The organism is Qipengyuania sp. ABI-127-1, assembly GCA_022953095.1.
GTDB lineage: Bacteria > Pseudomonadota > Alphaproteobacteria > Sphingomonadales > Sphingomonadaceae > Qipengyuania.
The window spans coordinates 1,712,101-1,725,536 of sequence record JALJCR010000001.1 but is presented as its reverse complement, the minus strand read 5'-3'; the positions used below and the strand labels follow the sequence as shown (position 1 = coordinate 1,725,536).

Below are 13,436 nucleotides of genomic sequence, written 5' to 3'. Positions count from 1 at the left end.
GAAAGAAGTTAATTTTTCCAGCCGGTTAAGGTCATTATCTCGAAGCTTTCGAGGACCCGACCTTTATCGTTGGCAGTGTCAAGAAACGCTGCCGCCGCACGCGCTTTCGCCGCTTTGTCGAGAGCAGGGGGCGGATTTGCCAAGGCGCTGCCCAGGCCTTGATCGCGCAGGTCCGACACGAGCCGGTCGAGTGAGCCGAAGGATGCAGTGAGCGTGCGGCTGTCGACCACCTGCCGCTTGAACAGCGCGCGCTGCATCAGCGCGGAAGCCGCCTGATTGTCGACCAGCGGATGCATGCGGGCCGCGGGCCTGTCCGGCTCGGCGGCCAGCATGGCGCGGCGGAGATTGACGAGGCTTCCCGCGCCGAGGAAACTGGCGATCATCATCCCGCCCTCCGCCAGCGCATTGCGCAGGTGGACCAGCGCGCCGGGAAGGTCGTTCACCCGGTCGAGCGAGCACAGGCTGACGATGAGGTCGTAGGGCTTGCTCTCCACCGGATGTTCTTCGTCGAGCGTGGCGACGTCATGTTCGGTTACATCCGATCCGCCGCCGCGCAGCGACAGGGCCAGCGTTCCGGTCCAGTCGCCGATAACCAGAACGCGGGTCGGTGACATACGGATGAATTCGAGCCGGTCGAGCACGTCCTCCACCATGTCGTCGAGGATGTAGCGCGCCGCATCGCGCTTCGCCTGCCTCACGCGGGCGCGGCGCAATCCGGCGATCCGGCGGCGGCGTGAGAAAATCTGCGGAGGGACCTGGTTTGCCATCGCGCCACGCCCTGCCGCGCTTGCCAGCCTGGCGCAAGCGGGGCAGCATGCCAATGTGTCGACAAGCCGCCTCCTCGCCGCCAGCCTCGCGCCGCTGCTCGACTTCGTCTATCCGCCCCGCTGTCCGGCCTGTGGCAGTGCGGTCGGCGAGCAGGGCGGGCTGTGCGCCGAATGCTGGGACGAACTGGTCATCCCGTCCGATCCCTGCTGCGAAAGCTGTCAGAGGCCGTTTGGCGATCGCGGCCCCGGCAAAGGCGCGACCTGTGCCGCCTGTCTTGCCCATCCGCCCGTGCATGACGGGATCGCGGCGGCCACGCTCTACACCGAGGTATCGCGCAAGCTGGTGCTGGCCCTCAAGCATGGCCGCCGAATCGCGCTCGCACCGATGCTGGCCAGGCTTATCGCCGCGCGATTGCCCGAACCGGATGACAGCCGGGTGATCGTGCCCGTGCCCCTGCACCGTCGCCGGTTGTGGCAGCGCGGCTACAATCAGGCGGTCTTGCTCGGTCGGCAATTGGAAAAAGCCGGGCACGGAACCATGCAGGTCGACGCTCTGCTCCGCACGAAGCCGACACCGAGCCTCGGCGGGCTCGGGCGCAAGGCGCGCGCAAGGGCGCTGTCGGGGGCGATCAAGATCAATCCCAAGCGCGGGATGGCGATCGCTGGCCGCGAGATTCTGCTAGTCGACGATGTGCTCACCAGCGGGGCGACCAGCACGGCCTGCGTCAAGGCGCTCAAGCGAGCCGGCGCCCGGCGGGTGACGATCGCCTGTTTCTCGCGGGTACTCGACGAAGCGCTTGTGAACTAAGATTGCGCGGGATGTAACCGACAAACGAAACGCCCGGAACCTTGCGATCCCGGGCGCCACGTGACGAATATTACCGGACCTGCCTCGCGGCGGCGGTGCAGCCCCCCAGCATGCACCTGGGTCCATCCCTCATCGTTGTCGGATGCGCCGCGTACACCCTCGTTCGCGGCAGCGGATCCATTGACCCCCTGAACCTGGCGCTCTGCGACGCCGCTGCTCCGGTGGGCAGGCCTCACTTGCCTGCAAGACCGTTTGTTCCCCAAAAGCGGCCTTCATCAAACAGTCATCTACCGATGTTCCTAATTTTGGGTCGACTTTGTGGTTATATTGCAACAAACATCTTGTTCCGGAATACATCGAAAGGCGCCTTGGTGAGCGAACCGACCGAACGCGAAGCGGGCAGAACCTTCATGCCCAAATTTGACGAGAAGGGGCTGCTGAGCGCAGTCGTGGTCCATCATGAAACGCGCGAGGTGTTGATGGTCGCTTTCATGGACGCCGAGGCGCTGGAGGCCACGCAGGCAACGGGCTTTGCGCATTTCCATTCCCGTTCGCGCGGCAGGCTGTGGAAGAAGGGCGAGACATCCGGAGATGTTCTCGAAGTGCGGGAAATCCTGGTCGATTGCGATCAGGACGCGCTTGTCATGGCGTGCGAGCCGGCAGGCCCGACTTGCCACACTGGAGCGCGCAGTTGTTTCTATCGGCGTCTCGACAAGGGTGTTCTCGAACCCGTCAAGACTTGACGCTTACGTAAACGTGCGATTATGGAAGGGGCATGACACAGCCGCTTCCCAAGGATGTTCCTTCCGAAACGGGCGACCGGCGTCATGCCGGTGCCCATATCGAACGGCCGGACGAACTCGGTCGCGAGCAATATTCGATCTCGGACCTTACCAGCGAATTCAACTGCACGGCACGAGCCTTGCGCTTTTACGAAGACGAGGGCCTGATCGCGCCGTCGCGGGTCGGCCTGACGCGTATTTATTCCAAACGCGACCGCGCACGGCTTGCATGGATCATGCGCGCCAAGAATGTCGGCTTTTCGTTGACCGAGATTCGCGAGATGATCGACCTTTACGATCTCGGCGATGGTCGCGTGGAGCAGCGCCGCGTCACGATCGAAAAGTGCAAGGCGCATGTCGCCAAGCTCAAGGAACAGCGGGACGATATCGACAGCTCCATCAATGAACTCAGCGAGTTCATCGAACACATCGAAACTCTCGATCTCGACTGATCCAGTCCCCATTCTCACCTAAACAGCCCCAAAATCCAAGGACACGCCGATGCCCATCTATTCAGCGCCCACCCGCGATACCCGGTTCGTCGTCAACGAACTGCTCGATCTCGCCGGCTATGGAAATCTGCCGGGATTCGAGATGGTCAGCCCCGATGTGACCGACGCGGTCCTGAATGAGGGCGGCAAGTTCTGCGCGGAGGTTCTCGCTCCGCTCAATCAGTCGGGCGATCAGGAGGGATGCGTCCGGCATGACGATGGGTCGGTCACCACTCCGAAAGGCTTCAAGGAAGCCTTCGATAAGTTTCGCGAGGCGGGCTGGGGAACGCTGTCGCAGCCGGAAGAATTCGGCGGGCAGGGCATGCCGCACGTGCTGGGCTTCGTGCTAGAAGAGTTCATTTCCAGCGCCAACCAGGCTTTCGGCATGTATCCGGGCCTCACGAACGGCGCGGTCTCGGCGCTCATCGCCAAGGGATCGCAGGAGCAAAAGGAGAAATATCTCCCCAAGATGATCTCCAATGAATGGACCGGCACCATGAATCTGACCGAGCCGCATTGCGGCACGGATCTGGGCATGATCCGGACCAAGGCCGAGCCGCAGAGCGATGGCAGCTATTCGATAACCGGCACCAAGATCTTCATCTCGGCCGGCGAGCATGACATGAGCGAGAATATCATCCACCTCGTGCTGGCCAAGACTCCCGGCGCGCCCGACAGCACCAAGGGCATCTCGCTCTTCGTCGTGCCGAAATTCCTCGTCAACGAAGATGGTTCGGTGGGCGAGCGCAACGGCGTCATGTGCGGTTCGATCGAACACAAGATGGGCATCCACGCGAATTCGACCTGCGTGCTCAACTATGACGGGGCGAAAGGCTGGATGGTCGGCGAGGAGAATAAGGGGCTCGCCGCAATGTTCATCATGATGAATGCTGCGCGCCTCGGCGTCGGCATCCAGGGGCTGAGCCAGGCGGAAGTCGCGTACCAGAACGCGGTTGCCTATGCGCTCGACCGCCGCCAGGGCCGCGCGCTCACTGGCCCCGCCGATCCGGACGCGCAGGCCGATCCCATCTTCGTCCACCCCGACGTGCGCCGCATGCTGATGGATGCGAAGGCCTTTACCGAAGGCATGCGTGCCCTGTGCCTGTGGGGCGCGCTGCAGGTCGACCTTACCCATAAGGCGCAAACCGAGGAAGAGCGCGCCGAAGCCGACCAGATGATTGGTCTGCTGACCCCGGTCATCAAGGGGTACGGCACGGATAAGGGTTACGAGGTCGCGACCAATATGCAGCAGGTCTTCGGCGGCCACGGCTATATCGAAGAGTGGGGCATGAGCCAGTTCGTCCGCGATGCGCGCATCGCCCAGATCTACGAAGGGACCAATGGTGTGCAGGCCATGGACCTGTGCGGCCGCAAACTCGCCAGCAAAGGTGGCGCTGCGATCCAGGCCTTCTTCAAGACGGTTGGTGACGAAATCGCCGCTGCCAAGGGTGACGAGAATCTCGGCGCGATGGCCGAGCAACTCGAAAAGGCGCTCGGACAGCAGCAGGCGGCGACGATGTGGTTCATGAACAATGCGATGCAGAACCCCAACCATTTGGGGGCTGGCGCGCATCACTACATGCATATCATGGGCATCGTAACGCTGGGCTGGATGTGGCTGCGCATGGCCAAGGTCGCCCAGGCCGCTCTGGCGGACGGCACCGAGGACAAGGCGTTCTACGAAGCCAAACTCGCCACCGCGCGCTATTACATGGACCGGTTCCTGCCCGACGTCGGCGCGCTGCGCCGCAAGCTCGAAAGCGGTGCTGACAGCATGATGGCGTTGGGTGAAGACGCCTTCACGACCGCTGCGTAAGTTCCGCATTGTCGGAAAGAAAGGCCCGGGCGGAAACGTCCGGGCTTTTTTGTCAGTCGAGAACTTCGTCGAATAGACTGAGCATGGCCGCCCAGCTCTGGCGGTCAGCGCTAGCATTGTAGGCCGGGTTCAGTGCGCCATCGAGAGTATGCGGATTGGTAAAGCCGTGCTCCACCCCGGCATAGCTGTGAAAATGCCAATCGGCCTTCACTGCATCCATCTCTTCCCAGAATGCCACAACCCGATCCCGTGGAACCATGGAATCGGCATCGCCGTGGCAGATCAGGATGCGCGGCCTGATCGCTTCCTTCGCGGGGAGAGCGGTATCGAGTAGGCCGTGGAAGCTGCAGACTGCAACCAGATCCTGCCCGTCGCGCGCCATTTCGAGCACCGCCATGCCGCCCAGACAGAAGCCGATGGCCAAATGCGGAGCGCTCGGTTCGAGCTTTCGCAAAAGATCGAGTGAAGGGCGCAATCTCTGCCGCATCGCCTGCGGATTGCCCCGCAGCATACGCATCGCGGTGAAGGCCTCATCGATGGTGGAAGGCGCTTCCGGTCCGTAATAGTCGGCGATCAGGACGGCAAAACCCGAATCGACGAGTTGCCGCGCTTTCGCTTCGACGGCGGGCGTCGAATTCATGAAGGTCGGATAAATCGCAACTGCAGCCCGCGGCGGCGAGGAAGGGCGCGCGTGAAATCCGGTCAGGCCGAGCGCCCCATCGCTGTATCCGACCTTCGCGAATTCCATCACTCCGGCAGGAAGTCCGGCACCGACAGATACCGTTCGCCGGTGTCGTAATTGAAACCGAGCACGCGAGAACCGGCAGGCAGCTCGGCCAGCTTCTGCTTGATTGCCGCCAGCGTCGCACCGCTCGAAATTCCGACCAACAGGCCTTCCTTGACCGCGCATTGGCGGGCCATGTCCTTGGCATCGGCGGCATCGACAGGGATTGCCCCTTCGATTGCGTCGGTGTGGAGATTGCCGGGTATGAAGCCGGCTCCGATACCCTGAATCGGGTGCGGGCCGGGCTGGCCGCCGCTGATGACCGGGGAAAGTTCCGGCTCGACGCCCCAGGCCTTCATTTCAGGCCAGGTCTCCTTCAAGACCTCGGCGCAGCCGGTCAGATGGCCGCCCGTGCCGACGCCGGTGATCAGAGCATCGATCGGCGTGTCGGCGAAGTCCTCGAGGATCTCCCTGGCCGTGGTACGGGCATGGACTTTCCAGTTGCTTTCATTGTCGAACTGGCTGGGCATCCAAGCCCCTTCGGTCTGCTCGACCAGCTCCTGTGCGCGCTCGATGGCGCCCTTCATGCCCTTTTCCTTGGGCGTGAGGTCGAAGGTCGCGCCATAGGCAAGCATCAGGCGGCGACGCTCGACACTCATGCTTTCGGGCATGACGAGGACCAGCTTGTAGCCCTTGACCGCAGCCGTCATGGCGAGGCCGATGCCGGTATTGCCGCTGGTCGGCTCGATAATCGTGCCGCCTTCCCTCAGCTTGCCTGCCTGCTCGGCATCTTCGATCATGGCTAGGCCGATCCGGTCCTTGATGGAACCGCCCGGATTGGCGCGCTCGTTCTTCACCCAGACCTCGTGATCCGGAAACAGGCGCGACAGGCGAATGTGGGGGGTGCCGCCGATTGTGGCGAGGACGGAGTCGGCTTTCATGGCATCTGCTCCTTCAATTTTTCTTCAGGGGGAGTGTCTAGCAATTCTTCTGGTGGGTCAAAGGTTCGCGTCGTGCGCAGAACCGGAAAAATGCGCGCCCAAATCGCGACGGTGACGATCGCCCCCGCGCCGCCGCCGACGACCGCCAGCACGGGGCCGACCAGGAAAGCGAGGCTGCCGGAAAAGAAATCGCCGAATTCGTTGGAGGCGCTGATCGTGAGCAGACTGACGGAGGACACGCGGCCGCGCTTGTCATCGGGCGTGTGTAGCTGGATCAGCGATTGCCGGATATAGACGCTGAACATATCCGCCGCCCCTACGATGAACAGCATGGCGAGGCTGAGCGGCATCGAGGTCGAGAGGCCGAAGACTACGGTGGCCAGTCCGAATATGGCAACGGCCCAGAGCATCTTCGGGCCGACATTGGTCTTGAGGGGACGGAAACTGAACCACAATGCGGTGAGCGCGGCGCCGACGGCGGGCGCCATGGCGAGCTGGGCCAGCCCTGTCTCGCCGACCTCCAGTATGTCGCGCGCATAGACCGGGAACAGCGCGGTCGCCCCGGCCAGGAAGACGGCGAACAGATCGAGCGTGATCGCACCCAGCACCATTTTGTTGCGCACGACATAGCGCAGCCCCTCTACCATCTGATGGATCGGGCGTTTGTTGGCTTCCCTCGGCGGCTGCGGGACTTTGCCGATAAAGGTCAGTGCAATCAGCGATAACACGAAGAGAACGCAGGCGGTCAGATAGGGAAGGGCAGGCAGGATCGCATAGGTGTATCCGCCGATCGCGGGGCCGACGATCATCCCGACCTGCCAGGCGATGCTGGACAGCGCGATCGCATTGGGCAGGATGGCTTTGGGCACGAGATTGGGCGCGAGAGCGGACAGGGCCGGTCCGTTAAAGGCCCGGACTATACCCAGCACGATGGCAACCCCGAACAGGGCGAGAAGGGTGAGATTCCCGCTCCAGGTCAGCCAGGCAAGAGCTCCTGCGCATCCCAATTGCGCCAGCACGGTAAGCCGCGCGATATTGCGGCGGTCGAAATGGTCCGCGGCCCAGCCCGAAAATGGTGTGAGCAGGAATAGCGGCACAAATTGCAGCAGGCCGATAAGCGCGAGCTGGCCAGAGGCTTCGGCAACGCTCATCCCCCCATCGCGTGCGATATTGTACGTCTGCCATCCGATGATCAGCATCATCGCGTATTGCGCCAGAGTCATCGACAGGCGGCTGACCCAGTACGCTCTGAAATTGGCGATCCGCAGTGGCGATCGGTCGGGGGCGGGGGTGGCGGTTTCGGTCACGCCGGACGCATGACAGGCCCGCCTTCACTTGTGAAGACGGGCCTGCTTGTCGTTCTAGTAGAAGGCGTTGCGGATCAGCGCAGCTTACGCAGGCGAGGATTGGGTTGCAGCGTGTCGATCATCGCCAGAAAATCGTCGACCCGGATGATGCGTTCGAACTGAAAGCCCGCGCGATTGTCGCGGGTCCAGATGCAATAGGCTTCGATACGGCCGATCACCGGCAGGCGCACGATCACTCGTTCACCGCGCTCGATAGCTTCCGCATTGTCGATCATGAAGCCATTGGCGGAAATATTGGCAATATGAAGGCGCACATCGCCCTTGCCGAAATGTTCGGCGATGACCGGGTAATCGACCGGGTGACGCGTCATGCGCCGCTGGTCGGTAACGCTCAGTTGTGCTCCGGCACTCATGCGGGCGGCCCCTCTGCGATGAAACGATTGCCCGACTTTATGGGCGTAAAAGGCTGCCAATTGGTAAACCGGTCCAGCGGTTCATCCCCGATGGATGAACGGTTCACCGACAATTAGCGGCGAATGATCGCGTGTTTCTTTTTGCCCAGGCTGAGCTTCGATTCGGTGCCTTCATCGATTGCGACCAGAAAGCCCGGATCGGTCACCGGCTTTCCATCCAGTTTGACCGCGCCTTCCGCCAGCTTCCGCTTGGCCTCCCCGTTTGAGGCGGTGAAGCCAAGCGCAGTAAGCACCGCACCGATCCGCATACCGTCATCGCCCACGTCGAGTGATGGAAGGTCGGCCCCGGCGCCGCCTCCGGCGAAAGTTTCGGCAGCGGTACTCGCGGCCAGGACGGCGGCTTCCTCGCCGCGCACCAGCTTGGTTACCTCATTGGCGAGAACCGTCTTCGCATCGTTGATCTGAGCACCTCCGAGCGATTCGAGACGCGCAATCTCCTCGAGCGGGAGATCGGTGAACAGGCGCAGGAAACGGCCCACGTCGCGATCGTCGACATTGCGCCAGTACTGCCAGAAATCGTAGCTCGGCAACTGCGCTTCGTTTAGCCACACGGCCCCGGCGGCGGTCTTCCCCATCTTGGCGCCGTCGGCGGTGGTCAGAAGCGGGGTGGTCAACCCGAACAGCTCAGCGCCGTCCATCCGACGACCGAGTTCCATCCCGTTGACGATATTGCCCCACTGATCGCTGCCGCCCATTTGCAGACGTACGCCCATTTCCTGCGACAGGTACCGGAAATCGTAGCCTTGCAGGATCATGTAGTTGAATTCGAGGAAGGTCATCGGCTGTTCGCGTTCGAGCCGCAGGCGCACCGAATCGAACGTCAGCATACGATTGATCGTGAAATGCGTGCCGACCTTCTGCAGCATCTCGATATAGCCCAGCTTGCTCAACCAATCCTGGTTATCGACCATGACCGCATCGGTCGGTCCGTCACCGAATTTCAACAGCCTCTCGAAGACTGTGCGAATACCGGCGATGTTGGCCGCGATCGCCTCGTCGGTCAGCATCTTGCGGCTTTCGTCGCGGCCCGTGGGGTCACCGATCCGCGTCGTCCCTCCGCCCATCAGAACGATGGGTTTGTGACCGGTCTGCTGCAACCGGCGCAGCATCATGATCTGGACCAGGCTGCCGATATGGAGCGAGGGCGCGGTCGCATCGAACCCGATATAGCCGGGCACGATCTGCTTTGCGGCAAGCGCATCGAGGCCTTCCGAATCGGTAATCTGGTGGATGTAGCCACGCTCTTCGAGCAGGCGCAGGAGATCGGAGGAGTAGTTGCTCATGACGAAGCGCCCGCTAGCAGGTAAGAGGCGGCATGAAAACGTATCGATTGCGCCCGCATCCGGCCCATCCACCTTTGGCTGTTTCGAGTGTGGAAACGCGGATCGTCGGGCGTGATCGGAACTGGTTGCACCTTCGCTGGCGCATCGAAGGATCGGGCAAACTGGTGGTCCCGCCATTTGCGGGCAAGGGCAGGGCAGATGACCTCTGGCAGACGACCTGTTTCGAAATGTTTCTTAGGCCCCCGGGAGACAGTTCCTATTCGGAGTTCAACCTGTCGCCTTCCGAACGCTGGAACGCTTACGATTTCGCGGCCCGGCGGACGGGCATGACCGAACGGACCATGCCCCGAGCTCCGGTGTGCACGATGCGACCGGGCAGCGCTTTCGCCATCTTCGATGCGGCAATTCCGGCAGCAGGATTGCCGCAGGAAGAATGTGCTATGGCGCTCGCCTGCGTCATCGAGGAGGCCGGTGGCCAAAAGAGTTACTGGGCGCTGGAGCATGACGGCCCCGCGCCCGATTTTCACGATCCGGCTTGCTTCACCGCACGGCTTGGGGCACCGAACGACGCATGAAATTCGGTATCGATCGCCTCCTCACGGAAGAGGAACTGCGCAAGCCACTGGAGGGCAAACGGGTGGCGCTGATCGCCCATCCTGCCTCGGTCACCGCCAATCTCGACCATTCGCTCGATGCGTTGATCGAACGCGGCGTGACCGTGTCCTCGGCTTTCGGGCCGCAGCACGGGCTGAAGGGCGATAAGCAGGATAATATGGTCGAAACCGGGGACGAGACCGATCCGCGATACGGTATCCCCGTTTTCAGTCTCTACGGCGAAGTGCGGCGTCCGACCGGCCAGATGATGTCCAGCGCCGATATCTTCCTGTTCGATCTGCAGGACCTTGGCTGCCGCATCTACACCTTCGTCACGACGCTGCTCTACCTGCTGGAAGAAGCCGCTAAATCGGGTAAGAGCGTGTGGGTGCTCGACCGTCCCAATCCGGCCGGTGGGCCAGTCGAGGGAACTCTGCTCCTGCCGGGGCAGGAAAGCTTCGTCGGAGCCGGACCGATGGTCATGCGTCACGGCCTCACCATGGGGGAGATGGCGCACTGGTTCGTCGATCATTTCAAGCTCGATGTCGAGCTGCGGGTGATCGAGATGGAAGGCTGGAAACCGGGCAAGGCGCCGGGTTATGGCTGGCCCGAAGATCGCATCTGGATCAATCCCAGCCCCAATGCCGCCAATCTCAACATGGCCCGCGCCTATGCGGGGACGGTCATGCTGGAGGGTACGACCTTGAGCGAAGGGCGGGGGACGACCAGGCCGCTCGAAGTGCTGTTCGGCGCGCCCGACATCGATGCCAAGGCGGTGCTTGCGGAAATGCAGCGCATGGCCCCCGTATGGCTGCGCGGCTGTGCCTTGCGCGAATGCTGGTTCGAGCCGACTTTCCACAAACATGCCGGCACATTGTGCAACGGCTTGATGATCCATGCGGAAGGCAAGTTCTACGATCATCATGCTTTCCGGCCGTGGCGCTTGCAGGCGCTGGCATTCAAGGCGATCCGCTCTCTTTACCCGGATTATACGATCTGGCGCGACTTCCCCTATGAATACGAGTTCGACCGGCTTGCCATCGATGTCATCAACGGGGGGCCAAGCCTGCGCAAATGGGTCGACGACGGCGAGGCCATGCCCGACGATCTCGATGAACTCGCCGCAGCCGATGAGGCTGCCTGGCGCGAAGCGATCGCCCCCCACCTGATCTATAGCTGATCCGGCACCGTAGCCATGAAGAGGCGCCCCATATCGGTAGGGCGCTGACCGACCCGATCTTCGATTTTCGACGAACGGGGTTGACGGAATTGCCTTGGACATAGAGCTTGTGCCCCGGCGACGGGCATACCCGCGCTTCGGGAGAGAGTTTTCATGGTCACTGCGGCAGCGCGCCAGACCGGCGGATCGGTCAGGGTCACCCTGTGGATTCTGCTGATTGTCTATATCTTCAATTTTATCGATCGGCAGATCGTCAACATTCTGGCCGAACCGATCCGGCTCGAACTGGGGCTGAGCGATACGCAGATCGGGCTGATGACAGGGCTGGCTTTCGCGCTGTTCTACACCATTCTCGGCCTGCCGATCGCGCGGTTTTCCGACCGTCCGACGACGCATCGGCCCAAGTTGATCGCGGCGGCGCTCGCAACCTGGTCGGCAATGACCGCGCTATGCGGCATGGCGCAGAATTTCGTCCAACTGCTGCTCGCCCGCATCGGGGTAGGGATTGGGGAGGCCGGTTGCACACCGCCCGCGCATTCGCTCATCGCCGATATGGTCGAACCGAAAAAGCGCAGTTCGGCTCTGGCCTTCTACGCCCTGGGCATACCTGTTGGCACGCTTTTGGGCATGATGATCGGTGGCCTGCTTGCCGATTTCGTGGGTTGGCGCATGGCGTTTTTCATTGTCGGAGTGCCGGGTGTCCTGCTGGCGATTGTCGTCGCCTGGGTACTCAAGGAGCCGCGGCGGCAGCTGACGCAAGCACAAGCCGCGTCGAACGCGCAGCAAACCATGCCCCTGGGGCAAGCGGTTCGGTCGGTTATGGGGTCCAAGGCATTCGTACTGCTGCTGGTGGCGGGATCGGCCGCAGCTTTCCTTGCTTACGGGAAGACCACCTGGACCACGATTTTCTTTCAGCGCACCCACGGGTTGACGCCGGGTGAAGTCGGCTTCTGGTTCGGCGTCGTCAACGGCGCCGCCGGCATCGCAGGGACGTTTCTCGGAGGCTGGCTGGCGGATCGCTACGGGGCGGAAAATCGACGTCACGTCCTCACTGCGCCGGCGGTGGGCATGGCTCTGGCAGTGCCGCTCGCCTTTTTCGCTTATCAGGCGGAAAACTGGCTATTCGCGCTGACGCTGCTGTTTCTGCCCACGCTGTTCAACTCGCTTTACTATGGACCGACCTATTCGGCGGCTCAGGGGCTTGTGCCGTTGCGCGCAAGGGCGATCGCGGCGGCGGTGCTGCTGTTCTTCCAGAACCTGATCGGGCTGGGTCTGGGGCCGCTCTTCTTCGGCATGTTGTCGGACTGGTTGCGCCCGGAATTCGGCGAGGAAAGCGTACGTTACGTGCTGTATGGCGCGGCCTTCCTCGGCCTGCTTCCCGCATTCTTCTTCTGGCGCTGCTCGCTGCGGCTGAACGAGGAGCTCGACCAGAAGGGCTAATCGGGCTTTCGCGCGGGCGAAACCAGTTCGACCAGGACGAAGCTGATCAACATCAGCAGGAACCAACTGCCGAGCTTCGCCAGGCTGACCATTTTCCAGCCATCCTCCTGTCCGGGATAGGTCCAGGCTCTTGCGAACGTGCCGATGTTCTCCGCGCCCCAGATGAACAGTGCGACCAGTAGGAAACCCAGCAATAAGGGCATCCAGCGATGGTCGCGCCAGTTACGAAAATGGATACGCGTTCGCCAGAAAAGGAGGATCGTGACCGCAAACAGCAGCATGCGGATGTCGGGCAGCCAGTGGTGGGCGAAAAAGTTGATATAGATCGCGGCGGCCAGCAGCCGTGTGGCCCAGCGCGCGGGATAGTTCGTAAAGCGGAAGTCGAAGATCCGCCAGACGCGCGCGATATAGCTCCCGACGGCCGCATACATGAAGCCCGAGAACAGCGGCACCGCGCCGATGTGGAGAACACTTGCCTCGGGGTAAATCCACGATCCGGCGGCGGTCTTGAACAGTTCCATCACAGTGCCGACGATATGGAATATCAGGATGACCTTCGCCTCGGCCCAGGTCTCGAGCCGGAAGGCCAGCATCGCCGCCTGTAACGAAATCGCGGAGAGGGTGAGAAAGTCGTAGCGATGAAGCGCAGCGCTCTCCGGGTAGAAGAAATGCGTTGCCAGCAGCAGGGCCAGCAGCAACCCGCCGAACAGGCAAGCCCATGCCTGTTTGAAACCGAACAGCACGAATTCGTAGAGCCAGAGCCGCCAGCCCGTGCCCGGATCGAAGCGTTCGAGGCGGAGGCGAACCGCCTCGAAGCGGCTGTGTCTCAA

Annotated in this window: 14 protein-coding genes; 7 read left to right on the top strand and 7 right to left on the bottom strand. The window is 62.0% G+C overall.

Annotated features, from left to right (window positions below):
* Nucleotides 1–8 precede the first annotated feature (8 nt).
* On the bottom strand, nt 9–767 hold the full coding sequence (locus MUY37_RS08495) for a class I SAM-dependent methyltransferase (protein ID WP_499194908.1): 759 nt from the start codon (nt 765–767) through the stop codon (nt 9–11).
* A gap of 55 nt (nt 768–822) precedes the next feature.
* Here MUY37_RS08495 and MUY37_RS08490 point away from each other — a divergent pair, with 55 nt between their 5' ends.
* The 4 genes from MUY37_RS08490 (at nt 823) to MUY37_RS08475 (ending at nt 4,664) form a co-directional block, all read left to right on the top strand.
* Nucleotides 823–1,575, top strand: coding sequence for a double zinc ribbon domain-containing protein (locus tag MUY37_RS08490; protein ID WP_499194907.1), 753 nt, complete (start codon nt 823–825; stop codon nt 1,573–1,575).
* 410 nt (nt 1,576–1,985) lie between these two features.
* Nucleotides 1,986–2,318: a phosphoribosyl-AMP cyclohydrolase gene (gene hisI, locus MUY37_RS08485; protein ID WP_435867815.1), complete on the top strand. Its 333-nt coding sequence runs from the start codon at nt 1,986–1,988 to the stop codon at nt 2,316–2,318.
* Nucleotides 2,319–2,350: 32 nt separating this feature from the next.
* Nucleotides 2,351–2,809: a MerR family transcriptional regulator gene (locus MUY37_RS08480; protein ID WP_499194906.1), complete on the top strand. Its 459-nt coding sequence runs from the start codon at nt 2,351–2,353 to the stop codon at nt 2,807–2,809.
* A 49-nt stretch (nt 2,810–2,858) separates the two neighbouring features.
* The gene (locus MUY37_RS08475) at nt 2,859–4,664 is read left to right on the top strand and encodes an acyl-CoA dehydrogenase C-terminal domain-containing protein (protein ID WP_499194905.1); all 1,806 of its coding nucleotides are present in this window, start codon (nt 2,859–2,861) and stop codon (nt 4,662–4,664) included.
* Between the two features lie 52 nt (nt 4,665–4,716).
* On the opposite strand, the gene MUY37_RS08470 is transcribed toward MUY37_RS08475, so the two are convergent.
* From MUY37_RS08470 to tyrS, 5 genes are all read right to left on the bottom strand, one after another.
* Nucleotides 4,717–5,412: a dienelactone hydrolase family protein gene (locus MUY37_RS08470; RefSeq protein WP_499194904.1), complete on the bottom strand. Its 696-nt coding sequence runs from the start codon at nt 5,410–5,412 to the stop codon at nt 4,717–4,719.
* Nucleotides 5,412–6,329 carry a cysteine synthase A gene (gene cysK, locus MUY37_RS08465; RefSeq protein WP_499194903.1) on the bottom strand — a complete coding sequence of 306 codons (918 nt, stop codon included), beginning with the start codon at nt 6,327–6,329 and terminating at the stop codon, nt 5,412–5,414. The genes MUY37_RS08470 and cysK overlap by 1 nt, the downstream gene beginning before the upstream one ends.
* Nucleotides 6,326–7,636, bottom strand: a complete 1,311-nt coding sequence (locus MUY37_RS08460; protein ID WP_499194902.1) for an MFS transporter — start codon at nt 7,634–7,636, stop codon at nt 6,326–6,328. The genes cysK and MUY37_RS08460 overlap by 4 nt, the downstream gene beginning before the upstream one ends.
* A 74-nt stretch (nt 7,637–7,710) precedes the next feature.
* Nucleotides 7,711–8,049, bottom strand: a complete 339-nt coding sequence (locus MUY37_RS08455; RefSeq protein ID WP_499194901.1) for a PilZ domain-containing protein — start codon at nt 8,047–8,049, stop codon at nt 7,711–7,713.
* Between the two features lie 113 nt (nt 8,050–8,162).
* A complete protein-coding gene (gene tyrS, locus MUY37_RS08450) occupies nt 8,163–9,392 on the bottom strand; it encodes a tyrosine--tRNA ligase (RefSeq protein ID WP_499194900.1) in 1,230 nt (409 codons plus the stop codon).
* Nucleotides 9,393–9,424: 32 nt separating this feature from the next.
* Between tyrS and MUY37_RS08445 the strand changes: the two genes are divergently transcribed.
* The 3 genes from MUY37_RS08445 (at nt 9,425) to MUY37_RS08435 (ending at nt 12,606) form a co-directional block, all read left to right on the top strand.
* Nucleotides 9,425–9,967, top strand: coding sequence for a DOMON-like domain-containing protein (locus tag MUY37_RS08445; RefSeq protein WP_499194899.1), 543 nt, complete (start codon nt 9,425–9,427; stop codon nt 9,965–9,967).
* Nucleotides 9,964–11,166 carry an exo-beta-N-acetylmuramidase NamZ family protein gene (locus MUY37_RS08440; protein ID WP_499194898.1) on the top strand — a complete coding sequence of 401 codons (1,203 nt, stop codon included), beginning with the start codon at nt 9,964–9,966 and terminating at the stop codon, nt 11,164–11,166. Before MUY37_RS08445 ends, MUY37_RS08440 begins: the two co-directional genes overlap by 4 nt.
* A 153-nt stretch (nt 11,167–11,319) precedes the next feature.
* Nucleotides 11,320–12,606 (top strand): spinster family MFS transporter, encoded by a 1,287-nt coding sequence (locus tag MUY37_RS08435; protein WP_499194897.1) that lies wholly within the window; start codon nt 11,320–11,322, stop codon nt 12,604–12,606.
* Here MUY37_RS08435 and MUY37_RS08430 read toward each other — a convergent pair.
* Nucleotides 12,603–13,436, bottom strand: coding sequence for a DUF817 domain-containing protein (locus tag MUY37_RS08430; protein WP_499194896.1), 834 nt, complete (start codon nt 13,434–13,436; stop codon nt 12,603–12,605). The two genes, MUY37_RS08435 and MUY37_RS08430, sit on opposite strands and share 4 nt — an antisense overlap.